This is a genomic window from Amycolatopsis sp. NPDC031561, assembly GCF_055580625.1.
In genome coordinates this window covers 1-26,361 of sequence record NZ_JBVILA010000047.1, presented here as the reverse complement: position 1 = coordinate 26,361, position 26,361 = coordinate 1, and the positions used below count along the sequence as shown (strand labels likewise).

At 69.8% G+C, this 26,361-nt stretch carries 26 protein-coding genes and 1 riboswitch; of the genes, 17 read left to right on the top strand and 9 right to left on the bottom strand.

All coding sequences use genetic code 11. The features are described 5' to 3' along the window. The first annotated feature begins 57 nt into the window (after positions 1 to 57). The 5 genes from ACZ5IK_RS44095 to ACZ5IK_RS44075 all read left to right on the top strand — a co-directional run bounded on the left by ACZ5IK_RS44095 (position 58) and on the right by ACZ5IK_RS44075 (position 4,555). Positions 58 to 741: a M23 family metallopeptidase gene (locus ACZ5IK_RS44095; RefSeq protein ID WP_465493174.1), complete on the top strand. Its 684-nt coding sequence runs from the start codon at positions 58 to 60 to the stop codon at positions 739 to 741. 163 nt (positions 742 to 904) lie between these two features. After that, a riboswitch (SAM riboswitch) is annotated at positions 905 to 1,019 on the top strand. Between the two features lie 32 nt (positions 1,020 to 1,051). After that, positions 1,052 to 2,428: an aminotransferase class V-fold PLP-dependent enzyme gene (locus tag ACZ5IK_RS44090; protein WP_465493173.1), complete on the top strand. Its 1,377-nt coding sequence runs from the start codon at positions 1,052 to 1,054 to the stop codon at positions 2,426 to 2,428. A gap of 19 nt (positions 2,429 to 2,447) precedes the next feature. Further along, a complete protein-coding gene (locus ACZ5IK_RS44085; RefSeq protein WP_465493172.1) occupies positions 2,448 to 3,044 on the top strand; it encodes a hypothetical protein in 597 nt (198 codons plus the stop codon). Between the two features lie 24 nt (positions 3,045 to 3,068). Next, a complete protein-coding gene (gene lspA / locus ACZ5IK_RS44080; protein WP_465493171.1) occupies positions 3,069 to 3,632 on the top strand; it encodes a signal peptidase II in 564 nt (187 codons plus the stop codon). After that, on the top strand, positions 3,629 to 4,555 hold the full coding sequence (locus ACZ5IK_RS44075) for an RluA family pseudouridine synthase (protein WP_101609379.1): 927 nt from the start codon (positions 3,629 to 3,631) through the stop codon (positions 4,553 to 4,555). The genes lspA and ACZ5IK_RS44075 overlap by 4 nt, the downstream gene beginning before the upstream one ends. Positions 4,556 to 4,561: 6 nt before the next feature. Here the strand turns inward: ACZ5IK_RS44075 and ACZ5IK_RS44070 are convergent, their stop codons facing one another. Beyond that, positions 4,562 to 5,539, bottom strand: coding sequence for an AsnC family protein (locus tag ACZ5IK_RS44070; protein WP_465493180.1), 978 nt, complete (start codon positions 5,537 to 5,539; stop codon positions 4,562 to 4,564). A 133-nt stretch (positions 5,540 to 5,672) separates the two neighbouring features. On the opposite strand from ACZ5IK_RS44070, the gene ACZ5IK_RS44065 reads away from it, so the two are divergent. From ACZ5IK_RS44065 to ACZ5IK_RS44045, 5 genes are all read left to right on the top strand, one after another. Beyond that, the gene (locus ACZ5IK_RS44065; protein ID WP_465493170.1) at positions 5,673 to 8,987 is read left to right on the top strand and encodes a DUF885 domain-containing protein; all 3,315 of its coding nucleotides are present in this window, start codon (positions 5,673 to 5,675) and stop codon (positions 8,985 to 8,987) included. A gap of 39 nt (positions 8,988 to 9,026) precedes the next feature. Beyond that, a complete protein-coding gene (locus ACZ5IK_RS44060) occupies positions 9,027 to 9,815 on the top strand; it encodes a class I SAM-dependent methyltransferase (protein WP_465493169.1) in 789 nt (262 codons plus the stop codon). 32 nt (positions 9,816 to 9,847) lie between these two features. After that, a complete protein-coding gene (locus tag ACZ5IK_RS44055) occupies positions 9,848 to 10,888 on the top strand; it encodes an LLM class F420-dependent oxidoreductase (RefSeq protein WP_465493168.1) in 1,041 nt (346 codons plus the stop codon). Positions 10,889 to 11,090: 202 nt separating this feature from the next. Beyond that, entirely contained in the window at positions 11,091 to 12,047 is a 957-nt protein-coding gene (locus ACZ5IK_RS44050; RefSeq protein WP_465493167.1) for a Ppx/GppA phosphatase family protein, read from the top strand. 39 nt (positions 12,048 to 12,086) lie between these two features. Further along, positions 12,087 to 12,266, top strand: coding sequence for a hypothetical protein (locus tag ACZ5IK_RS44045; protein WP_101609374.1), 180 nt, complete (start codon positions 12,087 to 12,089; stop codon positions 12,264 to 12,266). A gap of 80 nt (positions 12,267 to 12,346) precedes the next feature. On the opposite strand, the gene ACZ5IK_RS44040 is transcribed toward ACZ5IK_RS44045, so the two are convergent. Genes ACZ5IK_RS44040 through ACZ5IK_RS44025 form a run of 4 tightly spaced genes read right to left on the bottom strand, consistent with a single transcriptional unit; the run spans position 12,347 to position 16,376 of the window. After that, positions 12,347 to 14,707, bottom strand: coding sequence for a glycoside hydrolase family 65 protein (locus tag ACZ5IK_RS44040; protein ID WP_465493166.1), 2,361 nt, complete (start codon positions 14,705 to 14,707; stop codon positions 12,347 to 12,349). After that, positions 14,704 to 15,438 (bottom strand): HAD family hydrolase, encoded by a 735-nt coding sequence (locus ACZ5IK_RS44035; protein WP_101609372.1) that lies wholly within the window; start codon positions 15,436 to 15,438, stop codon positions 14,704 to 14,706. Before ACZ5IK_RS44035 ends, ACZ5IK_RS44040 begins: the two co-directional genes overlap by 4 nt. A gap of 35 nt (positions 15,439 to 15,473) precedes the next feature. Next, a complete protein-coding gene (locus ACZ5IK_RS44030; protein WP_101613373.1) occupies positions 15,474 to 15,761 on the bottom strand; it encodes an ArsR/SmtB family transcription factor in 288 nt (95 codons plus the stop codon). Between the two features lie 51 nt (positions 15,762 to 15,812). Continuing rightward, entirely contained in the window at positions 15,813 to 16,376 is a 564-nt protein-coding gene (locus tag ACZ5IK_RS44025) for a TetR/AcrR family transcriptional regulator (protein WP_465493165.1), read from the bottom strand. Positions 16,377 to 16,448: 72 nt separating this feature from the next. Between ACZ5IK_RS44025 and ACZ5IK_RS44020 the strand changes: the two genes are divergently transcribed. Next, entirely contained in the window at positions 16,449 to 16,955 is a 507-nt protein-coding gene (locus tag ACZ5IK_RS44020) for a PaaI family thioesterase (RefSeq protein ID WP_465493164.1), read from the top strand. Here the strand turns inward: ACZ5IK_RS44020 and ACZ5IK_RS44015 are convergent. After that, positions 16,952 to 17,305: a nuclear transport factor 2 family protein gene (locus ACZ5IK_RS44015; RefSeq protein WP_465493163.1), complete on the bottom strand. Its 354-nt coding sequence runs from the start codon at positions 17,303 to 17,305 to the stop codon at positions 16,952 to 16,954. The two genes, ACZ5IK_RS44020 and ACZ5IK_RS44015, sit on opposite strands and share 4 nt — an antisense overlap. 35 nt (positions 17,306 to 17,340) lie before the next feature. Continuing rightward, positions 17,341 to 17,823: a MarR family winged helix-turn-helix transcriptional regulator gene (locus tag ACZ5IK_RS44010; protein WP_465493162.1), complete on the bottom strand. Its 483-nt coding sequence runs from the start codon at positions 17,821 to 17,823 to the stop codon at positions 17,341 to 17,343. On the opposite strand from ACZ5IK_RS44010, the gene ACZ5IK_RS44005 reads away from it, so the two are divergent. After that, the gene (locus tag ACZ5IK_RS44005; protein WP_465493161.1) at positions 17,822 to 18,283 is read left to right on the top strand and encodes a pyridoxamine 5'-phosphate oxidase family protein; all 462 of its coding nucleotides are present in this window, start codon (positions 17,822 to 17,824) and stop codon (positions 18,281 to 18,283) included. The genes ACZ5IK_RS44010 and ACZ5IK_RS44005 overlap by 2 nt on opposite strands. Here ACZ5IK_RS44005 and ACZ5IK_RS44000 read toward each other — a convergent pair. Together ACZ5IK_RS44000 and ACZ5IK_RS43995 are read right to left on the bottom strand one after the other, a co-directional pair. After that, entirely contained in the window at positions 18,280 to 19,470 is a 1,191-nt protein-coding gene (locus ACZ5IK_RS44000) for an ROK family transcriptional regulator (RefSeq protein WP_101609366.1), read from the bottom strand. The genes ACZ5IK_RS44005 and ACZ5IK_RS44000 overlap by 4 nt on opposite strands. Positions 19,471 to 19,688: 218 nt before the next feature. Next, positions 19,689 to 20,417, bottom strand: coding sequence for a zf-HC2 domain-containing protein (locus ACZ5IK_RS43995; RefSeq protein WP_465493160.1), 729 nt, complete (start codon positions 20,415 to 20,417; stop codon positions 19,689 to 19,691). A gap of 58 nt (positions 20,418 to 20,475) precedes the next feature. Here ACZ5IK_RS43995 and sigC point away from each other — a divergent pair, with 58 nt between their 5' ends. The 5 genes from sigC to ACZ5IK_RS43970 all read left to right on the top strand — a co-directional run bounded on the left by sigC (position 20,476) and on the right by ACZ5IK_RS43970 (position 26,226). Continuing rightward, a complete protein-coding gene (gene sigC, locus ACZ5IK_RS43990) occupies positions 20,476 to 21,045 on the top strand; it encodes an RNA polymerase sigma factor SigC (protein ID WP_465493159.1) in 570 nt (189 codons plus the stop codon). Between the two features lie 254 nt (positions 21,046 to 21,299). Beyond that, positions 21,300 to 23,540: a xanthine dehydrogenase family protein molybdopterin-binding subunit gene (locus ACZ5IK_RS43985; RefSeq protein WP_465493158.1), complete on the top strand. Its 2,241-nt coding sequence runs from the start codon at positions 21,300 to 21,302 to the stop codon at positions 23,538 to 23,540. A gap of 26 nt (positions 23,541 to 23,566) precedes the next feature. Further along, entirely contained in the window at positions 23,567 to 24,022 is a 456-nt protein-coding gene (locus tag ACZ5IK_RS43980; protein ID WP_073848534.1) for a (2Fe-2S)-binding protein, read from the top strand. A gap of 140 nt (positions 24,023 to 24,162) precedes the next feature. Beyond that, entirely contained in the window at positions 24,163 to 25,404 is a 1,242-nt protein-coding gene (locus ACZ5IK_RS43975) for a PucR family transcriptional regulator (protein WP_101609362.1), read from the top strand. A gap of 9 nt (positions 25,405 to 25,413) precedes the next feature. Then, entirely contained in the window at positions 25,414 to 26,226 is an 813-nt protein-coding gene (locus tag ACZ5IK_RS43970) for an aldo/keto reductase (RefSeq protein WP_465493157.1), read from the top strand. Positions 26,227 to 26,361: the final 135 nt, after the last annotated feature.

Sequence of the window (26,361 nt, the reverse complement as noted above, 5' to 3'; positions counted from 1 at the left end):
TTCCCCGCAATCCACTCCATCGAATGGGTGAGTGTCACGGGGTAAGGAGTACGCAAGGTGACGAAACTTCCTGTGCGGTTCGCCGGTCTGGGGGCCACCGCCGTTCTCGTCGGGGTGGTTCTCTCGGCGCCGCCCGCGGCCGCGGCCGCGGGCGCGTTCCCGGCGTTCGGCTTGCCGTTCGACACCGGCCAGACGGTCTACTCGGCGGGGATCCACTCGGACAACGGGACCTCCGGCGTGAAGAACGCCATCGACTTCAGCCCGGGGGACAAGACCGTTCGCGCCCCGCTCGCGGGGACGGTCCGGATCCAGCACTGCGACGGCGGCGACTGGGTGACCGTCGACCACGACGGCGGCTGGCGGACCGGGTACTACCACATGGAGGGCATTTCGGTCACCGACGGCCAGCGGGTCGTCCCGGGCGACGCCCTCGGCCGGACCGGCAACGCGCTGCCCTGTGGCGGCAGCAGCACCGGCGCCCATGTGCACTTCACCCTGTGGACCCTGCCCGCCGCCGCCAAGGGCGGTGACTCGCGCGACTTCGGCGTCGGCGCGGGCAACTGGAACGGCATGTCCTACGACGAGGTCTCGACCAAGGTCGCCGAGGCCTACGGCGAAGCGGTCGACGGCAAGACCTTCGGCGGCTGGCAGTTCGCCGCGGGCACCGATCAGTACTCGGGTACGGCCACCGAGGTCTCGTCCCGTGCGACCATCCCCCTGCCCGGCCGATTCCGCGTCTGACCTCCCGCAATTCGTCCTCTAGTTGCGGTACTTGCACGTGCAAGTACCGCAACTAGAGGACGAAACGCGGGGGTTCTCCTCGGTCGCGGAACGCGTGACCGGCGTCTCAACATCCGGACGAGGGGTGGCTCGATCGCGGGTGCATCCGCTAACTTCGTTCGTAGGTCACGAGTGTCAGCGTCAAGCCCCGGCTAGCTGACCGGCAACCCTCCTTCCGCGGTGGGGTGCCCCGGGTGAGGACCTGGCTCGTCGCGTGGTGCGGCGGGCAAGCGCGGGATCCTCGTCGGGTCCCCAGGCCCGGAGGATGACGATGACTCTCGCTCTCGAACGCACCAGCACCCCCGCCACCCCCTCCGCCACTGTCGCGGAAACCGTTGCCACCCGCGAAATCCCGGCCGTGGCGTGTGCCGATCTGCGGGTCCCGCTGGTCACCGGCGGCGACATCGGGTACGCCAACCTCGACCACGCGGCGAGCGCTCCCTGCCTGGACAAGGTGCGCGACGCCGTCGACGAGTTCCTTCCCTGGTACGCCAGCGTCCACCGCGGCGCCGGGTTCGCTTCGCAGGTCTCCACCAAGCTTTACGAGCGGACGCGCGGAATCCTGCGGGACTTCGTCGACGCGCGGTCGACCGACACCGTCGTGTTCACCCGCAACACCACCGATTCCTTCAACCTTCTCGCGCGCAGCCTGCCGAAGCACACGTCGGTCGTCGTGTTCGACACCGAGCACCACGCCGCGCTGCTGCCGTGGAAGGGCCCGAACGTCCGCCGGATCCAGACCCCGCGCACCCGCCTCGCCGCGGTGTCCGCCGTGGACGAAGCGCTCGCGGACTGCCCTCAGGGCCCGCGGCTGGTCGTCATCACCGGCGCGTCCAACGTGACCGGGGAACTGTTGCCGGTCAAGGAGATCTCCGCCGTCGCGCGGCGGCACGGCGCCCGGATCGCGCTCGACGCCGCGCAACTCGCGCCGCACCGCCGGATCTCCCTGCGCAAACTGGACGTCGACTACATCGCGATCTCGGGGCACAAGCTGTACGCGCCCTTCGGGGCCGGTGCGCTGATCGGCCGCGCGGACTGGCTGCGCGCCGCCCAGCCGTACCTCGCCGGTGGCGGCGCGACGAAGCTCGTCACCCGCGACTCCGAAGACTTCGGCGTGGTCTGGAACGCCGGCGCCGAGCGGCACGAAGCCGGTTCCCCCAACACCGTCGGCGTCTACGCGCTCGGTGTCGCCTGCGAGACGCTGGCCGGGAACTGGGACGCGATCGTCGCCCACGAGGACGAGCTGCTGGCACGGCTGCGCCGTGGTCTCGCCGGTGTCCCCGGTTTCGCCGAGCTGCGGCTGTTCGACGCGCCCGTCGACCGCGTCGGCACGCTGAGCTTCGTCGTCGACGGCTTCGACCCGGGCTGGCTCGCCGCGGTTTTGTCCGCGGAGTACGGCATCGGCGTGCGGGACGGCGCGTTCTGCGCGCACATCGCGACCAAACGACTCATCGCCGCCACCGGTTCGACCGGTCAGCAGGCCGTCCGGGTCAGCCTCGGCCTCGGCAGCACCGCCGAGCACGTGGACCGGCTCGTCCTGGCGCTGCGCCAGATCGTCGCCCGCGGCGCCCGCTGGCAGTACGAGAAGCCGGAAGGCCGCTGGGTGCCGGAGAACGACCCGCGGGAGCTTCCCCCGTTCTGCGCCTGACCCACTACTCTCCCCTCGCATGGGGAGCGAGCGACCGCGTTACTGGTTTCCGCTGGCGTTGCTGGGTTTCGCCCAGCTGACGGTGGTGGCCTTGTCCGTCGGCACGAGCCGTTCCGAGGGGTGGTTCGCCTACGCGCCTCCTCTCGGGCAAGGGCAGTACCAAGGGCTTTACGGCGTGGAGATGAGCCGTGAAGCCGTGTCCGCCGTTTCGGTCATCGGCATGAGCCGGATGGACGACTGGCTGTTCGCCGTGCTCGCGGTGTACCTCGGCACCGTGCTCTTCTATGCCTTGCGGTCGAAGCGCTTGCCGTGGTGGAAGGTCCTCGCGATCGCTCTCGGCGGGCTGGTCGCCATCGTGCTGGCGGATCTGGTCGGCTACTGGGAACTCGACATGGACGGCGACGCGCGGAGCGCGATCCTGGTGACGCTGGGCCTGGTACTGCTCGCCTGGCTGGACCGCAGCGTGCTGGTGCTGGTCGTGGCCGCCGCGTTCGTGCTCTGCGCCGTCGTGGTCGCCCAGGGACAGCTCGCGCTGGTGCTGTCGTCGCTGGTCGCGCTCGCCGGGGCGTTCGCGGCCCTGCTGAGCAGGCCGAAGACAGCCGCCGAGGAGACCTGAGCACGCTCCGTGGACAATGGGGGCGTGAGTACAGAGCCCGAAACCGAACCACCGGCGCCGCCGCTGCCCAAGAAGCGCGTCGCCGTGGTGTTCGCCGTCGCCGCGGTGCTGTGGGGGATCGACCTCCTCACCAAGCAGATCGCCGTGTCCACGCTGGAGGGCAAGCAGCCGGTCGAGTTCCTCGGCGGGCTGGTGTACTTCCAGCTGGTGCGCAACCCCGGTGCCGCCTTCTCGATGGCGACCGGGCTGACCTGGGTGCTCGCGCTGGTCGCGGTGGCGGTCGTGGTCGCCATCGTCTGGCTGGCCCGGCGGCTGCGCTCGGTCGGCTGGGCGATCGGCCTCGGCCTGGTGCTGGCTGGCGCGCTCGGCAACCTGACCGACCGGATCTTCCGGGCCCCCGGCCCGCTGCAAGGACACGTCGTCGACATGATCTCCGCGTTCGCGCCGAACGGGCAGGGCTGGGCGATCTTCAACGTCGCCGACTCCGCGATCTGCGTCGGCGGGGTACTCATCGTGATCCTTTCCTTGCTGGGCAAGGACTACGACGGATCGTCTACAAAGGACAAGAAGAAGGCGGCGAGCGCATGAGCGCGCGGATGTTGCCCGTTCCCGACGGGCTCGACGGCATGCGCGTCGACGCGGGGCTGGCGAAACTACTGGGACTTTCCCGCACGGTCGTGGCGGAACTCGCCGAATCCGGCGAGATCCTGCTCGACGGCAGGCCCGCCGGGAAGTCGGACAGGCTGGCCGCGGGCGGGCTGCTCGAGGTGACGCTGCCCGATCCGGCGTCGCCCATCGAGGTCGTCGCGGAACACGTCGACGGGATGAAGATCCTGCACGACGACGACGACATCGTGGTGATTTCGAAGCCGGTCGGTGTCGCCGTGCACCCGAGCCCCGGCTGGAACGGGCCGACCGTCGTTGCCGGTCTCGCCGCCGCCGGGCTGCGGATCGCGACGTCGGGCGCGGCCGAACGCCAGGGTGTCGTGCACCGGCTGGACGCGGGCACCACCGGCGTGATGGTCGTGGCCAAGAGCGAGCACGCGTACACCGTGCTCAAGCGGGCGTTCAAGGAACGCACCGTCGACAAGGGCTACCACGCCATCGTCCAGGGCCACCCGGATCCGACGCGCGGCACCATCGACGCGCCGATCGACCGGCACCCCCGGCACGACTACAAGTTCGCCGTCGTCCAGGGCGGACGGCCCAGCGTCACGCACTACGAGGTCGTCGAGGCCTTCCGTGCCGCGTCGCTGGCCCAGATCAAGCTGGAGACCGGCCGCACGCACCAGATCCGCGTGCACTTCTCGGCCCTCAAGCACCCGTGCGTCGGCGACCTGACCTACGGCGCCGACCCGGTGCTCGCGCGCAAACTCGGGCTTTCCCGCCAATGGCTGCACGCGAAGACGCTCGGCTTCGCTCACCCGTCCGACGGGCGCTGGGTCGAGTTCGAGTCGGAGTACCCGGACGACCTGGCCAACGCGCTGCGGATCCTGCAGGACGAGAACTAGGCCGGGCTAGTCGTCGATCGACCAGGTCAGCGTGCGCTCGTCGGGTTCCGGCCGAGGCGACCAGCGCACGGCGACCACGCGGGTGGCGTCCGGCAGCACGTAGACGGTGTGGCCGCCGAGGGTCTCGCCGGGCCGGACGCCGATCTTGTGCGGCGGCCGCGAGGTCAGGGACACCGGCGCCTTCGTGACCGGCTTGCCGTCCGCGGTGAGCAGTTCGAGGTAGTTGTCCGGCAGCGAGACGAACGGGATGTTCCCGCGGTTGGTGATCTCGGTGTGCACCACGACCGACCGTTCCCCGGCTTCCAGGGAGTAACCCGCCGCGCTGAACAGGTAGTCCGCCGGATCCTGGACCTCGAGCAGCTGGACGGTGAGCTGCTCGCCCTCCAGGCCCTGGGTCTCCATGACGTCGCCGGTCTTGCCCTTCTTGCCCTCCGGGACCTGCCGCGGCGCGGGCTGCTGCTCGTCGCCGCGTGCCCACGACGCCGTCTGCGGGACGCCCCAGGTGCTCATCACCGGGTCGGCGGGCGCCATCGGGGGAGCGGCGAACTGCGGCTGAGGGGCGGGCGGGCGCTGCTGCGGCGGTGCCATCGGCTGACGGACCGGAGCCGACGGCGGGCCGGGGTAGCGGCCTGACGGCGTTCCGTGCACGTTGTACGGCCCCGACGGCGTCCCCTGGACGTTGTACGGACCCGAGGGGGTGCCCTGGACGTTGTGCGGTCCGGATCCCTGCGCGGGCGGACGCTGCTGAGGTTGCTGCTGCTGTGCCCAGGAAGGCGGCGAGCTCGCGATGGCGGCGCGTAGCCCGTTCGGGTCGCTTTCCACGCCGACGAGCAGCGGCAACCCGCTGCCGGAGAGGGCGACGAGCCGGTACGCGACCTCGCGCGGATCCATCCCCACCTTGGCCGCGAGTTCGTGTACGGCCGCCTTGCCCAGGTCCGCGAGGGCGGCGAGCAGACGGATATCCACGGGATCGGTCACGGCCACGTCCGGGAACGCTACCGCCTCGCCCCCGGCGCCGCGGGAGTGCCCGCCCGCGTGCCGCAAAACCCGGCTTCGGTAGGTCGTGGTCTCCATTAGGGTCGGGGATACCGCCTCCACCGACCCCTGGGGAAGAAACATGAGCGAAGTCTCCGCCCTCGCCGACGAGTTCGTCGAAGTCCTCTTCGACGCCGAGCCGGTCACGCCCGCTTTGCAGGGCTTCCGCCCGGAATCGACCGGGCTCACCGATCTCAGCGAGGCCGCGGGAGACGTCTTCCGCGCGAAGCTCGCCGGCCTCGCCGAGCGGGCCGAAGCGCTCGGGACCGACGGCTTGAGCGCGGAGGAGAAGACCACCCGGGACGTCCTGATCGCGTCGGCGCGGGCGAAGATCGCGCTGCTGGACTCGCGGTTCGTCGAGTTCACCATCAGCGACCTGTTCATCTCGCCCGCCGCCGAGGTGCTGACCGTGCTGCCGATGATGTCGGTCGGCACGGGCGCGCAGGCGGAGGCCCACCTCGGGCGGATCGCCGCGATCCCCGAATTCCTCCGGCAGGCCGCTCAGCGGCATCGCGACGGCGTCGCCCGCGGCCTGGTCCCGGTCGCGTACCTCGTCGAATCCACCGTCGCGTACCTCGACCGGCACCTCGCCGACCCGTCGGCCGACCCGCTGCTGCGCCAGCCCGCGCCCGACGACGACTTCGAGACCCGGCGCGCCGACCTGCTGCGCGACGTCGTCCGGCCCGCGATCACGGAGTACCGCGAGGTGCTCGCGAAGGAGATCGCGCCGCACGGCCGCCCCGAGGACAAGCCCGGCGTCTGCTGGCTGCCCGACGGCGAGCGCATCTACGCCCTGCTCGCCGAACTGCACACCACGACCGTCCGCACCCCGCGTGAGCTGCACCAGACCGGGCTCGACGTGATCGCGAACCTCGCCGCCGAGTACCGCGAGTACGGCTCGAACGTCTTCGGCACCACCGACCTCGCGGAGATCTTCAGCAAGCTCCGCACCGACCCGGCGTTGCGCTGGTCCAACGCCGACGAGATGCTCGATTCCGCCCGCGCGGCCATCACCAGGGCCGAAGCCGAGGCGCCGAAGTGGTTCGGCCGGATCCCGCCGCAGCCGTGGAAGGTCGAGGCGGTCCCCGCCGAATCGGCGCCCGGCGCGCCCGCCGCGTACTACATGTGGCCCGCGATCGACGGCTCCCGGCCGGGCATCTACTTCGCCAACACCCACAAGGCCGAGGAGCGGTTCCGGCACGCGGCCGAGGCGACGGCGTTCCACGAGGCCATTCCCGGGCACCACTTCCAGCTGAGTCTCGCGCAGGGACTCTCCGAACTCCCGTTGCTGCGCCGCATCGGCGACTTCAACGCGTACGCCGAGGGCTGGGGCCTCTACACCGAGCGCCTCGCCGACGAGATGGGCCTGTACTCCGACGACGTCGCGAAGCTCGGCATGCTGACCATGGATTCGATGCGCGCCGGGCGCCTTGTCGTCGACACCGGCCTGCACGCGCTGGGCTGGAGCCGCCGCCAGGCCATCGACTTCCTCACCGAGAACACGCCGATGGCGCTGGTCGAGATCGAGTCCGAAGTGGACCGTTACATCGCCTTCCCCGGCCAGGCGCTGTCGTACATGGTGGGGCGGCTGGAGATCCAGCGCATCCGCGAAGAAGCCGAGCTGACGCTGGGCGGCCGGTTCGACATCAAGGCCTTCCACGACGTCGTGCTCGGTGGTGGCTCGCTGCCGCTTTCGGTGCTGGACGGCGTGGTCCGCGACTGGGTCGCCGGCCACGGCGACACCCCGAACAGCCTCGCCGGCGAACTGATGGAGCTCAAGTTCGAGGAGTACCCGCTGTGGCGGTCCTTGCTCGGGCTGCCCGGTCACGACGGCTCACTGCCCGACCCGAGCACCGAGGCCGTGGCGGCCCAGCGCGCGTCGGCGGCCGCCATCGCCGAGCGGGCCGAAGCCCTCGCCGTCGAGGGACTTTCCGCGACCGAGGCGGTCACCCGCGAGGTCGTGATCCAGCAGGCGAAGGCGATGATCGACCTCGCCGACTCCCGCTCCGCGGACATCTCGGTCAGCGACGGGCTGGCCTCGCCCGCGTTGTCGGTCCTCAACGAACTCGCGATGCTGGCGCTGACCGACGAGGAACGGGTCCGGGGTTATCTCGAACGCCTTGAAGGACTCGGGTCCTATTTGGACGCGTTGATCGTGCGCCAGCGCGCGGCGGCGGCCGAAGGACTGGTGCCGCCCGGCTTCCTCGTCGAGAGCGGTGTCGCTTACGTGGAGCGGTATCTCGGTGACGAGGCGGGCGACCCGCTGGCACTCACCGCGTCCGTTTCCGTGGAGGGCTACGAAACCGAGCGCGACCGGCTGCTCGCCGAGGTGGTCCGGCCCGCGTACCGGCGGTACCGCGACTTCCTCGACGGCGAACTGCGTCCCCTCGCGAAGCCCGAGGAGGAGCCGGGACTGTGCGCGCTGCCGGGCGGCCAGGAGAAGTACGCCGCGCTGATCCGGGCGCACACCTCCACCGAGCGCACCGCGCAGGACCTGCACGACACCGGCCTCGACATGATCGCGAAACTGGCCGACCAGTATCGCGAGCTGGGCGAGAAGATCTTCGACACCAAGGATCTCGGCGAGATCTTCGAGCGGCTCCGTACCGACCCGGCCCTGCGCTGGCGCGACGGAGACGAACTGCTCGACGCCGCGCGTGACGCCATCGCCCGTGCCGAAGCCGTCGCCCCCCAGTGGTTCTCGACCATTCCCGAGGAAAAATGCCAGGTGGAGCCGGTGCCGCCCGCGGAGGCGCCGGGTGGCACGCTCGCGTACTACCTGGAGGCCGCGCTCGACGGCTCCCGTCCGGGCACGTACTACGCGAACACCTACGAAGCGGATCAGCGGCCCAAGCACACCAGCGAGGCGATCGCGTTCCACGAAGCCGTTCCGGGGCACCATTTCCAGATCTGCATCGCGCACCACCTCAAGGGGCTGCCGATGCTGCGGAGCCATGCCGACGTCAACGCCTACGTCGAAGGCTGGGGTCTCTACTCGGAGCGCCTCGCCGACGAGATGGGCCTGTACTCCAGCGAGCTGACCAGGTTCGGCATGCTCACGCAGGACTCGATGCGGGCCGGCCGCCTGGTCGTCGACACCGGGATGCATGCGCTCGGCTGGAGCCGTCAGCGGGCGGTGGACTACCTGGTCGAGAACACGCCGATGGCGCGGGTGGAGATCGAAGCCGAGATCGACCGGTACGCCGCGTATCCGGGGCAGGCGCTGTCGTACATGGTGGGGCGGCTGGAGATCGAGCGGATCCGTGCCGAGGCCGAGGCCGCGCTCGGGGACCGGTTCGACATCAAGGGCTTCCACGAGGTCGTGCTGAGCAACGGGATCCTGCCGCTGCGAGTGCTGGACAACGTGGTGAAGGAGTGGGTGGCCGCACACAAATAGCGGTATCTCGGCGCTGGGAAGCGTAAATACCCTCGCCCGATGGTGACCGCAGCCCAGGCGAAGGCCAAGTACGACCAGCTCGTGGACCGCTACGAGGACATCTTCTTCTACGTCGCCGACGTGGGGAGGGACCTCGTCGCTTTCGCGGATCCCGCGCCCGGCACCCGGCTGCTCGACGTCGGGGCCGGGCGCGGGGCGGTCGCGCGGGCGGCGCTGGCCAAGGGCTGCGCCGTCACCGCGATCGACGCGTCACCGTTGATGATGCGACGGCTGGCCGAAGAACACCCGGAGATCTCCGCGAGCGAGGGAGACCTCTACCGGACGGGGTTCGCGGACGAGTCGTTCGACCTGGTCACCGCCGGTTTCGTGATGCAGGTCCTCGACGACCCGCTTGCCGCGCTCACCGAGTTCCGGCGGGTGCTGACGCCGGGCGGCACGGTCGCGCTGTCCTTGGAACGGCAGTCCGTCGGCCGCCTGGCGTGGTTCCAGGACCTGAGCCTGGAGTTCTTCGCTCCCGGCGGGGCCGCCGAGCCGAAGGCCGCACAGCCCGGCCCGATGACGTTCGACCAGCTCGACGCGCTGCTCGTCGAGGCCGGGTTCGAAGACCTGACGAGGGAAACCGTCGAATTGCCCAAACCACTGGCCGGTCCGGACGACCTGTTGGACTGGATGATGCCGCGGGGGCTGGCCGAGATGATCTCGGCGCTGCCGTCCGGGCGCGGTGAGGAGTTCCGCCGCCGGTTCCTGGAGGGAGCCCGGCGAATGCACGAAGATGGTGGCATCGTTCTGGAGTTCGCGGCGACCCTGCACCGGGCATACTATCGCTAAGCGAACGCTCAGTAACTTGTGAGGAGATACGGATGAGGATCGGAACCGCGATCAGCTACGCCGGTGGCTTCGCCGAGAGCGTGGCGGACATCGTCGAGCTGGAGAAGGCCGGGCTGGACATCGTCTTCGTCCCCGAGGCCTACTCGTTCGACGCGGTCAGCCAGCTCGGCTACGTCGCGGCGAAGACCGAGCGGGTCCAGATCGCCTCCGGCATCTTCCAGATCTACACGCGGACGCCGACGCTGACCGCGATGACCGCCGCCGGACTCGACTTCGTCTCCGACGGCCGGTTCACCCTCGGCATCGGCGCGTCCGGTCCGCAGGTCATCGAGGGTTTCCACGGCGTGAAGTACGACGCGCCGCTCGGCAGGACCCGCGAGATCATCGACATCTGCCGTCAGGTGTGGCGCCGGGAGAAGGTCGTGCACTCCGGCACGCACTACAACATCCCGCTGCCGCCGGAGCAGGGCACGGGCCTCGGCAAACCGCTGAAGCTGATCAACCACCCGGTGCGTTCGCGGATCCCGATCCTGCTGGCCTCGATCGGCCCGAAGAACGTCGCGCTCACCGCCGAGCTCGCCGAGGGCTGGGAGCCGATCTTCTTCCACCCCGAGAAGGCCGCCGACGTCTGGGGCGCGTCGCTGGCGGAGGGCAAGGCGAAGCGCGACCCGTCGCTGGGCGAGCTGGACACCTTCGTCGGCACCGCGCTGGCGATCGGCGACGACGTCGAGGGGCTGCTGGACCACCTGCGCGGCATGCTGGCGCTGTACATCGGCGGGATGGGCGCGCGGGGCAAGAACTTCTACAACAGCCTCGCGCAGCGCTACGGCTATGAAGCCGAAGCCAAGCTCATCCAGGACCTGTACCTGGACGGCAAGAAGGAGGAAGCCGCCGCGGCCGTGCCGACGGAACTGATCAGGGCGATCTCGCTGATCGGGCCCGAGGGCTACGTCAAGGAGCGGCTGGCCGCCTTCCGCGAGGCGGGCGCGACCACGCTGGTGGTCAACCCGCTGCTGCCCGGCCGGGAGGCCCGCGTCGCCCAGGTTTCGAAGCTTCGCGAACTCGTTGGTTAGCCGCGCGAAGGAGTCGAACCTCTCACCTGTATCGATACGGTATACTTGACCTGCGCTGGTTCACCCTCATCGTGGTCAAAAAACGGCCTTCCGGTGGAAAGAGAACGTAAACCACGCCTGAACGGCCGGGAAATCCGCCATTATCAGGAGTGGAAGCGAGACCTCGGGGGAATCCGTTCGCGACGAAGGTGAGGTGCCTCGCGTGCGCAAGCAGATCGAGGAGCCGTCCGCCGCGGTCCTGGACGTCGGGTCGTTCAGTGCGCGGCTGGTGGTTCTGGCCAAGGGTGGTTCGCCGCTCGACCCCGTGCTGAGCCACCAGACGCGCCTGCGGCTCGACAGGGAACTCGATGACGACGGGAACTTGACCCGGCGTGGCATCGACGCGGTCGCGTCGGCCGTCGAGGCGGGCATGACCATGGCCGCCAAGCACGGCGTCGAAGACGTGTACCCGCTCGCCACTTCGTCGATCCGCGACGCGGCCAACGTGAAGCAGGTCGTCTGCGACGTCGCGAAGGCCACCGGGGTCAAACTGCGGTTCCTGACCGGCCGTCGCGAAGCCGAACTGGCCTACGTCGGCGCGCGCCGGTGGTACGGCGCCTCGGCGGGAGGGCTACTGGTGCTCGACATCGGTGGCGGGACCGTCGAACTCGCCGCGGGGGTGGCGGAGGAAGCCGAGTTCGCGCACTCCCTGCCGCTCGGCGCCCGCTCGCTGACGCGGGACTGGTTCGCCACCGAATGCCCGTCGCCCAAGGTCGTCCGGGCGATGCGGGAACACGTCCTCGACGAGGTCCGCGACGCGATGCAGGAAGTCCTGCCGCAGATCCGCGACCACCGCGCCGTCGGCTGCTCCAAGGTGCTGCGGCAACTCGCCCGGCTCGCCGGCGACCGGCCGTCCCGCGCGCGGGAACTGCACCTCGACGACCTCCGCGCGTGGATCCCGCGGCTGGCGAAGCTGCCCGCGAAACGCCGCGCCGAACTGCCCGGCATCTCGCGCCAGCGCTCCCACCAGGCGCTCGCGGGCGCGATCGTCGCCGAGGCGCTGCTGACGCTTTCCGGTGGCCAGGTCGCCATCTGCCCGTGGTCCACCAGGGACGGCCTGCTGCTCGGCATGCTCGACGGCCTGGTCACGTTGGAAGGAAAACCGGCGAAAGCCGCCTGAAAGCTGGCGGATCCGGTCGCGAACGGGTACCCCGGACACATGAGGGAAAGCAAGAAGAGCTTCGGGCAGGACGACGAAGAAGACCTCGAGGACCTCCGGAAGACCCAGCCGAAGACCGACGTGCCGAGCGCGCCCAACCGCGACATCGGCCCGCACGGCACCGAGGAGGTCGACGGCGTGCCGGGCAGCGGCGAAGTACCGGTCGAACCTCCGGATTGAGCGTCCGCGCGTGCTATGAAAGGCCCGTTACTTGCAAATTTTGCAAGTAACGGGCCTTTCATAGCATCGCGAGGGGTCGCTCACGCGTCCTTGGGGCGCCGCCGCACCGGGGCCCGGCCCGGCGGCTGCACCGGCGCCGGACCCGGATCGAGCGCCGGGATCGGCAGCCGCACCGGCTCGGAGTTCACGGTGAAGGTTTCACCGTGGTGCGCGAGTTCCAGCGGCTCCCCGGTGATCACGTGATACGTCGCGCCGTCGCCCTCGATCTCGACCTGGAACCGCGTGCCGCGGAAGGTCAGCCGGAACGCGATCCGCCGTAGCTGCGGCGGCAGCCGCGGCGCGAAGGTCAGCCGTCCGCCGTGGTCACGCAGGCCGCCGAACCCGGCGACGGTGCCTTGCCACGCGCCGGCCAGCGAGGCGAGGTGCAGGCCGTTGCGGACGTTGTTGTGCACGTCGTGCAGGTCGGTGAGCGCGGCCTCGGCGAGGTAGTCGTAGGCCAGTTCGAGATGGCCGACCTCGGCCGCGACCACGGCTTGCGTTCCCGCCGACAGCGAGGAATCCCGCACCGTCCGCGCCTCGTAGTAGGCGAAGTCGCGCGCCTTTTCCTCCGGGGTGAAGGAATCGCCGCACAGGTGCAGCGCGAGCACCAGATCCGCCTGCTTGACCACCTGCTTGCGGTACAGGTCGAAGTACGGGAAGTTCAGCAGCAGCGGGTAGAAGTCCGGTTCCGTGGCCTCGAAATCCCACTCGTCGTGTTCGAGGAACCCTTCGGACTGCGGGTGGACGCCGAGGTCCTCGTCGTAGGGCACCAGCATCGACTCGGCCGCCTTGCGCCACGACTCGACCTCGTCCGCGTGGACGTCGAACGCGGTCGCGATGTCTTCGTGCTGCCCGCAGATTTCGGCGGCGTAGAAGAGGTTCCGGCGTGCCATCAGGTTCGTGTAGACGTTGTTGTCCGCCACCGCGGAATACTCGTCCGGTCCGGTGACACCGTCGATCCGGAACCGGCCCTGGCGGTCGTAGTGGCCCAGCGACGACCACATCCGCGCGGTTTCGAGGAGCAGTTCCGCGCCGCAGGTCCGCAGGAACTCGCTGTCGCCGGTGGCGTTGAGATAGCGCACGACAGCGTCCGAGATGTCGGCGCTGACGTGGAACGCCGCCGTGCCCGCGGGCCAGTACGCCGAGCATTCCGCGCCGTTGATGGACCGCCAGGGGAACGCCGCGCCGCGCAAACCCAGCTGCGTCGCCCTTTCCCTCGCTTTGTCCAAAGTGGAGTGACGCCAGCGCAGGGCGTCGCGGGCGGCGTCCGGCATGCTGTAGGTGAGGACGGGAAGGACGAAGGTTTCGGTGTCCCAGAACGCGTGCCCGTCGTAGCCGGGGCCGGTCAACCCCTTGCCCGCCAAGGCCCTCGCCTCACCGCGGGCGCCGGCCTGCAGGAGATGGAAGAGCGAGAACCGTACCGCCTGCTGGAGTTCCGGGTCGCCGTCGATCTCGATGTCCGAGGTCTCCCAGAAGTCGTCGAGGAACTCCTTCTGCTCGGCGAGCAAACCCTTCCAGCCGGTCTGCCGCGCGCCCGCCAGCGCGGCCTCCACCTGGGCGCGCACCGCGGGCACCGAACGCTGCGCGGACCAGCCGTAGGCGAGGAATTTGGTGATCCGCAGCCGTCCGCCCTTGGGCACGTCGACGGCGACGGTCAGCCGCGCCAGATCCTCTTCGGCCTCGATATGCGTGCGGACCCCGTCGTTGACGTCGATCTTGTGGTCCATCGCCGCCGCCATCCGCAGCCCGGACCGGCGGGTCTGGTGCACCAGCACGGCGTGATAGGCCTCGGCGTGCTGGTACTCCGCGACCAGCGGCGACTCCAAGGCGGCCGCGACCCGGGGATCGCGGGTGTCGGATTCGATCGGCTCGTTGGCGAGCAGATCCGACTGCACCACCAGTTGCAGTTCGTCGTCGAGCGGTTCGACCTCGTACCGGATCGCGGCGACGGCCCGTTGGGTGAACGAGACCAGGCGTTCGGTCCGCACCCGGACCCGGCGCCCGGTCGGCGAGGACCACACGGTCTCGCGCGTGAGCGTGCCCTTGCGGAAGTCGAGGACGCGGTCGTGCTCGGTCGCCTGGCCGTACCGCATGTCGAGCGGTTCGTCCTCGACCAGCAGCCGGATGATCTTGCCGTCGGTCACGTTGACGACGGTCTGTCCTTCTTCCGGGTAGCCGTAACCGGTTTCCGCGTAGGGAAGGTCGTGCTGTTCGTAGAAACCGTTGAGGTAGGTGCCCGGCAGGCCGCGGGGTTCGGCCTCTTCCAGGGTGCCGCGCAGCCCGATGTGCCCGTTGGACAGCGCGAAGGCCGACTCGGTGCGCTGAAGGGCATCGACGTCCATGCCGTGCCAGCGCAGTTCCCAGGGCGAGACCTCGTAGCCGTGAAGAGGCGATTCGGTCACTTGCGATCCTCCAGGAGTTCGGCGAGGTCGTCCACCACGACGTCGGCCCCGTGTTCGAGCAGTTCCCCGGCCTGATGCGCGCGGTTCACCCCGACCACGTAACCGAAACCGCCGTCCTTGCCCGCCTGTACGCCCGCGAGCGCGTCCTCGAAGACCGCCGCGTTCTCGGGGGCGACGTCGAACGCCTCAGCGCCGGCGAGGAACGAATCGGGGGCGGGCTTGCCGCGCAGTCCCTTTTCGGCGAGCACGATCCCGTCGATCCGCGCTTCGACGAATTTGGTCAGGTCGGCGGCGTCGAGCACCTTCGCGCCGTTGGCCGACGAGGTGACGACGCCGATGCGCAGGCCCGCCGCTTTCGCCGCTTCCAGGTAGCGCACGGAACCCGGGTACGGGGTGACGCCCTCTTCGTCGATGATCTTCAGGACCAGCTGGTTCTTGCGGTTCCCGACGCCGTTGACGGTGGCGGCGTCGATCCCGTCGTCCGGCTTTCCCTCGGGCAGTTCGATCCCGCGCGAGGTGAGGAAGGTGCGGACGCCGTCGGCCCTCGGCCTTCCGTCGACGTAGGCGGCGTAGTCGGTGTCGGTGAACGGGGAGAAGGTGTCACCGTCGCGGGCGCGCAGGAACTCGTCGAACGTGCGTTTCCACGCTTCGCGGTGCTGGGCCGCGGTGCCGGTCAGCACGCCGTCGAGGTCGAAGAGGCAGGCCGTGATGGTGTCGGGCAGACCGATCATGCCTCCGCACGCTACCCGCGCCCGCCGGTGCCCGCTCAGCTTCCGGGATGCGGCCGCACCAGGTGGATCAGTTCGTGGACGGTCGCGTCGGCGAGGCTGTAGCGGACGATCCGGCCGTCGCGCCGGGCCGTCACCAGGCCGTGCGCGCGCAACAGCCGCAACGCCTGCGAGACGGCGGTGTCGGTCATCCCGGTGGCGGCGGCGAGATCGGTGACACTGATCTCGCGCGCGTAGTGGATGGAGACCAGCAGCGCGAGCCGCGACGGATCCGCGACGAGCGAGAACCGTTGTGCCCATTCGGTGATCGCCTCGCGGTCGCCCATGCCCGCGACGGCGGCGTCCACCCGGTCCGGCTCGATGCTCACACGGCGATGTTAGGCGGCGTGGACCACGAGTGCGACGTGCCGCGCTGCCCGCTCCAGCGGATCGGGTGACCGGTGGATCCGGCTGACCAGCAGGGCACCTTCGAGGTTGTTCACGATGGCGGCCGCGATGTCGTCGGCGTCCTCGACATCGTGGCCGCCGAGCAGGTCCACCAGCAGCACGTGCCAGGCGGCGAACGCGTCCTGGCACGCCTTGGTGATCGCGGGCGAGGCGTGCGCCATCTCCAGCGTGATCGTGGCGAGCGGGCAGCCGCCGCGGTAGTCGTCGGCGGCCAGTGCCTCGGCCGCCTTGCGATACCACCACCTCACGGCTTCCTCGACGGTCTCGTTGCGCTCGAAGGCGCGGCGCACCGTCTTGGCCACGACGGCGGTGCCGAGTTCGATCGCGGCGACCGCCAGCTGCTCCTTGCCGCCGGGGAAGTGGTGGTACGCCGACCCCCACGGCGTCCCCGCCTGCTCGACGAGCCGCCGCCACGAGGTCGCCTGGTAACCCTCGCGCCGGAAGAGCGCCATCGCGGTCGAGATCATCCGCTCGCGGGTGGTGGTATCGGACACGTCGCCCAGCATAGTCCTTGACTAGGACGACCGTCTTAGTCAAGTCTAGGACGATCGTCTTAGGAGGTACGGATGACCGTCGACGTCACCGGGGAGACCAGGCAGAAGACCGTGACCTGGCAGGATCCGCTGCCCACCGCCAAGCTCGGGCTGGAATTGTCCGGGCTGGCGTACCTGTCGGGGATCGCCGAAGGACGGATCCCACCGCCGCCGATCTCGGCGCATTTCGGCATGCGCTGGGTGAGCGTGGCCGAAGGTGACGTCGTGCTGGCCGCGACGCCGGACGAGTCGCTGTACAACCCGATCGGGACCGTGCACGGGGGTGTCGCGGCGACCCTGCTGGACTCGGCGGTGGCGTGCGCGGTGCACTCGACCCTGCCCGCCGGGGTCGGCTACACCTCGGTCGAGCTGAAGGTGAACTACCTGCGCGCCATTTCCGGCTCGGTGGGGGAGATCCGCGCGCACGGCTGGGTCGTGAAGGCCGGTTCGCGCGTCGCGTTCGCCGAGGGCGACATCCGCGACGGGCAGGGCAAGGTGCTCGCGACCGCGTCGAGCACCTGCCTGATCATCAAGCCCTAGAACATCTCGGCGCCGGACGGCACCTGCTGCTTGACGTCCCAGTGCTCCACGATGAGCCCGTTCTCCACCCGGACGATGTCGACGACGGCCGCGCCGCGCTCGTCGCCCGCCGGGACGACGTGCAGGTGCACGACGACGTGATCGTCGTCGGCGATCACGCGTTTGACGGTGACTTCGGCGCTCGCCAGCGGCGAACTCTTCACCGCCGCCACGAAAGCGTCACGGCCCGACGGGAGACCCGGGCTGTGGGTGACGAAATCCGGGTGCACGTTCGCGGCCGCTGCGGCAAAGTCCTTGTGCACGAACAGGTTCTCGAAGCAGTCGAGGACGATCTTCTTGGCTGTGGTCATACGGACATCGTTTCGCGGACGCGCTCCGCCGTCGATTACCCCGGAGGTAATACCCGGCGGCCGCGGATCGCTTCCGCCGCCCCATAGCGGCCGAGGATCCCGGCCAGCAAGGCCTTCGCGTCCGCGACCCGCTCTTCACCGAATTCGGCGGTGAGTTCCTTTTCCAGCGCGGCGCGGTGCTTCCGCGCCCCTTCGACGGTTCTCTCGGCGGTTTCGGTCAGGTGCAGCAGCCGGGTCCGCGCGTCGGCGGGATCCGGCTCGCGTCGCAGCAGGCCCCGGCGTTCCAGATCGGCGACGGCCTTCGAGGCCGCCTGCTGGGTCACGCCCATCCGCTCGGCCAGCGCGGAGATCGACAGCGGTCCGGCGAGGACGTGCTGGAACACCACGCCGTCGTTGAAGCGTGGTTCGCCGAGTCCGTCGGCGATCAGCCGCCGCTGGACCTCGTCCGCCATCGCCCAGCCCGCGAACAGCGAGACAAGTGACAGGTCGAGGTTCGACGGCGTAGGATCCACAACCATGGTTGTGGAATCTAGCACGCCGCCGCGGGAGCTGGTGGAGGAGTTCGTCCGTGTCGCGCATCGCGTCGTCTGGTGTTCGCTCGCGACGGTCGACACCCGTGGACGGCCGAGGTCGAGAGTGGTGCATCCGCTCTGGGAACGGCGGGACGGCGGGCTCGTCGGGCACCTGTTCACCCGGCCGACACCGCTGAAGAAAGCGCATCTGGCGCGGACGCCGTTCGTCTCGTGCTCGTACTGGGATCCGGCGCACGAGGTCGCCGTCGCCGAATGCGGCGCCGGTTACGCCGACGACGAGGAAACGCGACGGCACCTGTGGCGCCTGGCGTCGGAAACGCCGGAACCGCTCGGTTTCGACCCGAAGATCATGGGCGGCGAAGACCCGCTGAGTCCGGACATCACCGTGCTGAAGCTGATGCCGTGGCGGCTGAGCGCCGGCGGCAAGGCCTGGCGGGCGGGTTAGGCCGCGCCGACCTTCCGTTCGAAGACCAGGCCCTCGGCGGCACGCAGCCCGACGCTGATCGCGCCGGTCAGCACGCCGTCGTCGCCCAGTTCGCCCTGGACGACCGACGGGACGAGCGGGGTGAAGGACCGCAGGGCGCGGTCGATCGGGTCGAGCAGCAGATCGGCCGCGGTGCCGATACCGCCGCCGAGCACGATCAGTTCGGGGTCGATCACCGCGGCCACCGAGGCCACCGTGTAGGCGAGCCTGTCCGCCTCCGCCTCGACGGCGCGCAGGGCGAGTTCGTCGCCGTCGCGGGCGAGACGGAAGACCTCGCGGGCCGATTTCGCCGTGCCGAGGCCGAGTTCGCGCGCGCCGCGGACCACGGACTGCGCCGCTGTCGCCTCTTCGAGGTGGCCGCGGACCGGCGGGGCGTCCGCCGCGTGCGATTGGCCGTAGGGCAGGTAGCCGATCTCGCCCGCCGCGCCCGTCGCGCCGCGGAAGACCTCGCCGTTGACCATCACGCCCATGCCGACGCCGGTGCCGATGGTGATGCAGCCGAACACGGACGCGCCGCGCGCGGCACCGCGTTCCCATTCGCCGACGGCGGTGAGGTTCGCGTCGTTCTCGACCATCAGGTCCGGGCCGAGGACGCCTTCGAGTTCGTCGAGCAGGCCCGCCTTGCCCCAGCCGGGCAGGTTCGGCGCGTGCCGGAAGCAGCGTTTCGCCGGATCCGCGACGCCGGGGGAGCCCAGGACGCGTACGACGATGTCGGCCTGGCTCAGTCCCGCTTCGCGCACCGTCGCCGCGGCGAGGGCGCCCACCGCGCTGACGAGCGCGGTGCCCGAGCGCGAGGTGTTCCGCTCGTCACGGCGGGCGACCACGGTGTGGCCGAGATCCGAGACGGCGACGCGGAGGTGCTCGCGTCCGATGTCGACACCGAGGACGTAACCGGCCGTGGGATCCGCTTCGTAGAGGACGGCGGACCGGCCGGTGCCGGTGGAGGTGTGCCCGGTCGCCCTGGCGAGACCGGCCGCTTCGAGGGCCAGTAACGCTTGGCTCACCGTGGGTTTCGAAAGACCGGTGTCCTTGGCGACTTGCGGCCGCGTCGCGGGGCCGCTGCGGCGCAGGAGGTCCAGCACGGCGCGCTGATTGATCTTCCGCATCCCGGCGGGGGTGCCGACGGGCGGACTTTCTGCGCCAACCACGAGCTTCGCCTCCTGTCGAACCAAAGTGTTCCCACCAAAGTAATCGGGTCCGGCCCGAAAAGGGCAAGAAGGTTTACATTCGGTGGTTCTCGGTGACAGTAAACGTGTCCGGGCCGCAACTCGCGCACGCCGCGCGCGAAATCCGGTGATTCACCCGGTGTCCGGACGGGTGCTCCCAGTGACCGGTAATGGTCTAGACCAAACAGGTCATTCTTCGGTCAGGCGACGTGGCGGCTCGCCGGGCGCCGGAATCCCTTGTGCTGGCGGGGTCGTTCGGGGACTTCACCGGTCTCGTGGTTCGTTTCCGTGGAGTACGAATCGGGGCTGTCGGCGGTCGTCGCGGGGCTCGGGCGGGTGCGCAGGCGATGCTGGCGGTTCACCACGAACAGCAGCACCAGGCCGAGGACGACCAGGCCGTGGGTCAGCACGCGCCCGGCGGTGACCTGCCCGGTGACGAGGTCGCCCGCCGACAACGCCAGCAGCAGCGCGACGAAACCGGTCAGCGCCGGCAGTTGCCCGGCCGCGGCCTTCGTGCGGAAGGCCGCCCAGCCGAGTCCGACCCCGACGGCGAGGTTCCACGCGCTGCTCTCGTGCGAAAGGTGCCCGACCAGGGTTTCCGCGCTGTGTCCGGCACCGTGGTCTTCGACGCCCAGCAGCTGGGCGAAGGCGAGGCCGAGCTGCGCGATCGCGACCAGGGCGAGCGCGATCCTGGCGGGCCAGCCCTCGCTCGGCGGGGCGGGCGTGCGCTCCATGATCAGGGCGGTGAGGTCCGGGACCGGGGGAGCGGGCCGGACCAGCAGCGTCCGGTGCAGCCGTTCGGCGCGGGCGAGCCACGAACGGCAGGCGGCGCAGCCGGCCACGTGCCGGTCGACCGCCTCGGGCGGGGCGGGTTCGGTTTCGCCGTCGAGCCGGGCCGACAGGGCCTCGCGGCAGGTCTCGCACTTCACATCTCACTTGTCGGGCGCGGGCCTGCCCCGGTTCCCGGGACGCTGCTACGTTTCTCGTATGGCCGGGGCGCGCAACCACGACGACGAGCGGGTGACCGCGCTCGCTCTCGACGCCGCCCGCGGTGACCGGCGGGCGCTCGAGGACTGGGTGCGGGCCACACAGGCCGACGTCTGGCGCTTCGTCGCGCACCTCGCCGACGTCAGTGCCGCCGACGATCTCACCCAGGAGACGTACCTGCGCGCCTTCGGCAGCCTGCGAAGGTTCGCCGGACGGTCCTCCTCGCGGACCTGGCTCCTGTCGATCGCGCGCCGCGTGGTCGTCGACCGCATCCGGGCGGCTTCGGCACGTCCGAAGCTCGCCGACGTCGACTGGGAAGCCATCGCCGAGCGCCGCGGCGCCCGTCAGGCGGAGGGTGTCGCGGGCTTCGAAGACCTCGTGGAGCTGCGGATGCTGCTCGACGGGCTCGACCCGGAACGGCGTGAGGTCCTCGTCCTCACCCAGGTGCTGGGGCTTTCGTACGCCGAGGCCGCCGAGATCTGCGGCTGCCCGGTCGGCACCGTGCGCTCGCGCATCGCCCGCGCCCGCGAAGACCTGCTCGAAGCAGGCCGGGAGCGCGACTCCATCTAGCGCCCCTCCGCGATTAGTCCTCTAGTTGCGGTCCTTAGCGCGTGCAACTACCGCAACTAGAGGACTAAACGCGGGGTCTCGCTGTGGCGCGGCACACATTTGGGGCCCTTCGCTGTCACCTCGTCACACAGATGGGCTGACCCGACTACTCCGCGTTGACTAGGCCGAATGCCGATGCCTAGCGTGTCGCCATCCGACCCCGGGCCGCGCGAGGGTCCCCGCCTTCACCGCGCGCTCTCGAAGGGATCTTCCCGATGGCCAGTCCCACCACTGGAACCCAAGAGCAGGACCCCGGCGGCCTCGGCCGTCGCCGGTTCCTGAGCTTCCTCGTCGCCGCGCCCACCCTCACGATCGCCACGAAGATCGGCATCGACGGCTTCGCCCCCGAAGAGGCCGAAGCGGTCATCCCGACCCTGCCCGGCCCGGCCGAGATCCTCGACCTCGGCGATGTCCTGATCCTTTCGAACGCCCCCACCGCCGGTCTGCTCGTGCTCGAAGTCCGCGAAGACGGCCGCGTGCGGCTGGAGCTGCCGCGGACCGAGGTCGGCCAGGGCATCACCACGGCGAACGCGATGCTCGTCGCCGAAGAGCTGGACCTGGCGCTCGACCGCGTCGACGTCGTGCTCTCCGACGCCCGTCCGGAACTGCTGTTCAACCAGCTGACCGGCGGCTCCAACACGATGCGTTCGCTGTACACGCCGGTGCGGACCGCGGCGGCCGCCGCCCGTGCCCGCCTGGTCGCGACCGCCGCGCGGCAGTGGGGTGCCCAGGCCGATCGTCTGTCCACAAGGGACGGCTCGGTGATCGCGCCCGACGGCCGCCGGATGGGGTACGGCGCGCTGTCCAAGCCCGCCGCCCGCGCCGACCTGGGGAAGCTCACGGTGACCCCGAAAGCCGAGTCCGCGCACAAGCTGGTCGGCACGCCGCAGTCGCGCAAGGACGCCCGCGCGATGGTCACCGGGCAGCTGAAGTACACGCTCGACCTGGACATCCCCGGCGCGAAGCCGGCCATGGTCCGCCGCCCGCCGACGATCAACGGCACGGTCGAGAAGGTCAACAACGAGGCCGCCGTCCGCGCGATGCCGGGCATCATCGACATCGCCGTCATCAAGACCGGCGTCGCGGTGCTGGCCGAGACCTTCGGCCAGGCGCTCGACGGCAAGAACGCCCTCGACGTCACCTGGAACGGCGGCACCGTCGACGGCGAGAACAACGCGACGATCAAGAAGAAGCTGCAGGCCGCGGCGCTGCCCTTCGTCGTGCCGCCGCTGCTGACCCAGTACGTCGACGGCGAGTTCGACTTCGCCTTCGCGAGCCACGCGCCGCTGGAGACCAACTCGGCGGTCGCCGACGTCCGGGCGGACGGCGCCACCATCTGGTCCGGGATGAAGGTCCCGATCCTGGCGAAGCAGAACATCGCGGCGGAACTCGGCCTGCCGGTGAACAAGGTCACCGTGCACGTCCAGCAGGCGGGCGGGTCGTTCGGCCGCAGGCTGTTCTCCGACGGCGCGATCGAAGCGGCGCGGATTTCGAAGGCGATGAAGCGTCCGGTGCGGCTGATGTGGAGCCGGATCGACGACATGCGGCACGGCCGCGCCCGCGCCGCGAGCCACCACAAGATCCGCGCCACCTTCGCGCTCGGCCAGGTGCTCAGCTTCGAACACCGGGTCGCCAGCGTGGAGACCGACTGGGGACACGGGCTCGGCGAGGTTCTCACCGCGTTCGCCGCCCAGCTGCCGGTCGCCGGGAACCTGAGCTTCGCGCAGACGGTGTTCCTGTTGACGGTGAAGTCGCCGTACAACTTCGGTGTCACCACGCAACTGCTCAACGAGGTCCCGGTGGACTTCCACACGGGCGCGTGGCGGTCGGTGTATTCGTCGAGCACGCGCGGCGCGGAAGAGATCATGGTCGACGAGATCGCCGCGAAGCTCGGCAAGGACCCGGTGGCGTTCCGGCGCGAGTTCATCAAGAACGAGCGGCAGCGCGCGGTGCTGGACAAGGTCGCCGAACTCGGTGAGTGGGGCAAGAAGATGCCCAAGGGCTTCGCGCAGGGCGTCGCCGTGCACGGTGAGTACAAGTCGTACACCGCTTGCCTGGTCGAAATGGACGCTCGCGACCCGAAGAATCCGCGTGTCACCAAGGCGACCATCGCGGTCGACGTCGGCAAGCCGATCAACCCGCGCGGTATCGAGGCGCAGATGCTCGGCGGCCTGACCGACGGCATTTCCACGACGCTCACCGCCGGGTTGCACATCGACAAGGGGCTGCCGCTGGAGGGCAGTTACTCGCAGTTCCACTACGCGCGGCAGAAGAACTCGCCGAAGGACGTCAAGGTGTTCGTCATGCCCGAGACGGGTGAGATCGGCGGCGCCGGGGAGCTCGGCGTACCCGCGCCGGTCGGCGCGATCGCGAACGCCTACGCGCGGGCGACCGGGATCAAACCGCGCAGCTTCCCGATCAACTTCCCGATCGACTTCGAGCCTTTCCCCCGCTGACTTTCCTTCCCCGCCAAGGAGTTCCGATGCCCAATTACACCTTCACGGTGAACGGGAAGACCGTCACCGTCGACGCTCCCGCGGATCTGCCCATGCTGTGGGCGCTGCGGGACAAGCTCGGTGTCCGCGGCCCGAAGTACGGCTGCGGGATCAACGTCTGCAAGGCATGCACGAGTCACCTCGACGGCGAGGCGTTCAACCCGTGCGTCACGCCGGTGTCCGACTGCTCGGGCAAGGACGTCACCACCATCGAAGGCCTCGCCGACGGCGACGACCTGCATCCGGTGCAGGAGGCATGGCTGGAACAGGACGTCGCCCAGTGCGGCTACTGTCAGCCGGGACAGATCATGGCCGCGGTGGCGTTGCTGAAGAAGACGAAGAACCCGACGGACGCCGAGATCGACGCGATCCAGAACGTCTGCCGGTGCGGCACCTACTTCCGGATCCGCGAAGCCATCAAGAGCGCGGCCGCGAAGATGTGAATTCCCGCTGGTGCGGCGAAAAGTAGACTTTTTCGCCGCACCGGCGGAGCTTTTCGGCTTCGGCAGGCCACTTCCGGGTGAGTCGTGTTAGATGACCTCCCCAGGGGCTCGACGAGGAGCCCCTGCCCCGGAGGACGCCCATGCACTACAGAACAGTGCTCCGTGAAGGTTCGGCCGCCGTCGTCGCCGAACTGGCCGTCGAGGTCGAGAAACAGCTGCCCGGGCTCATCGACAGCACCGTCGGGCAGATCCGCGCCGAGATGCCGGTGTACCACGACGCGCAGTTCGTCTCCCTGGCCGAACTGCGGACCTCGGTGCGGAACAACCTCGAGTTCGTCATGCGGACCCTGCGCGGCTCGGAGGAACCCGACCTCGCGCAGGCGCGGGCGACCGGGCGCGCGCGGGCGCTGCAGGGCGCGCCGCTGCCGGAACTCCTGCGGGCGTACCGGATCGGCCTCACCGAGGTGTGGAATCGGTTCGTCGAACTGACCGCTTCGGGCGAACACCAGGACCTTCGCGGCCTCGTCGCCGCGACGTCGGCGATCTGGGCGCTGATCGACGACTACGCCGAGGCGCTGACGACGACCTATCGTGACACCACCGCCGAAGTCATGCTGGCGCACCAAAGCCGGCGCTCCGCGTTGGTCGAGGCGCTGTTCGCGGGTGGCGCCGCGACCGAGGGCACGCTGTGGGACATCGCGCGCGTGCTGGAACTCTCGCTCGACGGGACCTACGTGGTCGTCGCGGCGGAGACCCCGCGCGTCGGGCACGAACCCTTGCCGCAGATCGAAAACCGGCTCCGCGACCGGCATCACGCCTCCGCCTGGCGGCTCACCCCGGATCTTCAGGTCGGCGTCGTGTCGATGCGGGATCCGTCGGCGTCCCAGGTGATCATCGAGCTGCTGCGGGAGAACTCGATCGGCCGCATCGGCGTCAGCCCGGTGTTCACCGGTCTCGGGAACACCTCCCGCGCGCTGCACCTCGCACGGGTCGCGCTCTCCAGCATGACGCCGGGGACGACGGGAATGGTGCAGTTCAACGAATCTCCGCTCGCCGGTCTCGTCGCCAGCGCGCCGGAGGCGTCGGTCCAGCTCGCGCACCACGTGCTGCGGCCGATCCTGGACCTGCCCGGCGACGATCGGAACGTGCTCCTGCTGACGTTGCGGGCGTGGTTCGAATGCCAGGGCTCCACGAAACTGACGTCGGAGCGGATGTTCTGCCACCCCAACACGATCCGGCATCGCCTCAAGCGGATCACCGAGGAACTGGGCCGTTCGCTGACCGATCCCGCCGACATCGCCGAGCTCGGCGCCGCCCTGCGCGCGCTCCACATGTTCCCGGACACTTCGCATTTGCCCTCTCCGCGGGATCCGCTGCGCTAGGTTTCCCCCATGAACGAGTTCGCCATCGGCGGAGACCTGTCCGTACATCGCCTCGGCTTCGGTGCCATGCGCCTGCCGACCGAATCCGGCCCCGGGCGCGAGGACGCGATCGCGGTCGCCCGGCGCGCGGTCGAACTGGGCATCACCCTGATCGACACCGCGCACTTGTACGGCTGGGGAGCGAACGAGGAACTGCTCGCCGAGGCGCTGTATCCGTACCCGGACGACCTCGTGGTCACCACCAAGGTCGGCGTCGTACAGACCGGGGGCGACTGGAAGTACGACGGGCGACCGGAATCCCTGCGCGTGCAGGTGGGCGAGGGGCTGCGGCGGCTGCGCGTCGAGCGGATCGAGTTGCTGCAGTTGCACCGCGTCGACCCGGAAACCCCGCTGGCCGACCAGCTCGGCGCGCTGCGGGAGCTGCGCGACGAAGGCAAGATCGGCCGGATCGGGCTGTCCGAGGTCACCGTGGACGAACTCGCGCGGGCACGCGAGATCGTGGACATCGCGAGCGTGCAGAACCGCTACAGCCTCGTGGACCGGGAGTACGAAGCGGTGCTGAACGCGTGTGAGGCGGCCGGGATCGCTTTCCTGCCTTGGCGTCCGGTGCTCGGCGCCGCGTCGAACGCCACCGCCGAGATCGCCGCCGTCGCGGAAGAACTCGGGGTGACGACGGCGCAGATCGGGCTCGCGTGGCTGCTCGCGCGGTCGCCGGTCATCCTGCCGATCCCGGGGACGGCGAAGATCGCGCACCTGGAGGAGAACTTCGCCGCCGCCGAGGTCACGCTGACAGCCGAGCACCTGGAGCGCTTGTCCTCGTGACTGGCGATTCGGGCTATCGAGGAAGGTCAAAAGTGGCGTTTTCGGGCGGTGATCACGCGTGATCAGAGACGGATCACGTGTGCTTGGAGCCGGATCTCGTGTGATCGGGAGACGTTCATGGAGTTCGGCTTCTGA

Bases quoted from the DNA above. Each gene is read 5' to 3' on its own strand.
- ACZ5IK_RS44055 (WP_465493168.1), top strand. From the start codon at position 9,848: ATGAGGATCGGAACCGCGATCAGCTACGCCGGTGGCTTCGCCGAGAGC.
- ACZ5IK_RS44075 (WP_101609379.1), top strand. From the start codon at position 3,629: ATGAGCGCGCGGATGTTGCCCGTTCCCGACGGGCTCGACGGCATGCGC.
- ACZ5IK_RS44085 (WP_465493172.1), top strand. From the start codon at position 2,448: ATGGGGAGCGAGCGACCGCGTTACTGGTTTCCGCTGGCGTTGCTGGGT.
- ACZ5IK_RS44045 (WP_101609374.1), top strand. From the start codon at position 12,087: ATGAGGGAAAGCAAGAAGAGCTTCGGGCAGGACGACGAAGAAGACCTC.
- ACZ5IK_RS44065 (WP_465493170.1), top strand. From the start codon at position 5,673: ATGAGCGAAGTCTCCGCCCTCGCCGACGAGTTCGTCGAAGTCCTCTTC.
- ACZ5IK_RS43970 (WP_465493157.1), top strand. From the start codon at position 25,414: ATGAACGAGTTCGCCATCGGCGGAGACCTGTCCGTACATCGCCTCGGC.
- ACZ5IK_RS44015 (WP_465493163.1), bottom strand. From the start codon at position 17,305: ATGACCACAGCCAAGAAGATCGTCCTCGACTGCTTCGAGAACCTGTTC.
- ACZ5IK_RS44035 (WP_101609372.1), bottom strand. From the start codon at position 15,438: ATGATCGGTCTGCCCGACACCATCACGGCCTGCCTCTTCGACCTCGAC.
- ACZ5IK_RS44020 (WP_465493164.1), top strand. From the start codon at position 16,449: ATGACCGTCGACGTCACCGGGGAGACCAGGCAGAAGACCGTGACCTGG.
- ACZ5IK_RS43980 (WP_073848534.1), top strand. From the start codon at position 23,567: ATGCCCAATTACACCTTCACGGTGAACGGGAAGACCGTCACCGTCGAC.
- ACZ5IK_RS43975 (WP_101609362.1), top strand. From the start codon at position 24,163: ATGCACTACAGAACAGTGCTCCGTGAAGGTTCGGCCGCCGTCGTCGCC.
- ACZ5IK_RS43985 (WP_465493158.1), top strand. From the start codon at position 21,300: ATGGCCAGTCCCACCACTGGAACCCAAGAGCAGGACCCCGGCGGCCTC.
- ACZ5IK_RS44060 (WP_465493169.1), top strand. From the start codon at position 9,027: ATGGTGACCGCAGCCCAGGCGAAGGCCAAGTACGACCAGCTCGTGGAC.
- ACZ5IK_RS44010 (WP_465493162.1), bottom strand. From the start codon at position 17,823: ATGGTTGTGGATCCTACGCCGTCGAACCTCGACCTGTCACTTGTCTCG.
- ACZ5IK_RS44090 (WP_465493173.1), top strand. From the start codon at position 1,052: ATGACTCTCGCTCTCGAACGCACCAGCACCCCCGCCACCCCCTCCGCC.
- ACZ5IK_RS44005 (WP_465493161.1), top strand. From the start codon at position 17,822: ATGGTTGTGGAATCTAGCACGCCGCCGCGGGAGCTGGTGGAGGAGTTC.
- sigC (WP_465493159.1), top strand. From the start codon at position 20,476: ATGGCCGGGGCGCGCAACCACGACGACGAGCGGGTGACCGCGCTCGCT.
- ACZ5IK_RS44030 (WP_101613373.1), bottom strand. From the start codon at position 15,761: ATGGGCGACCGCGAGGCGATCACCGAATGGGCACAACGGTTCTCGCTC.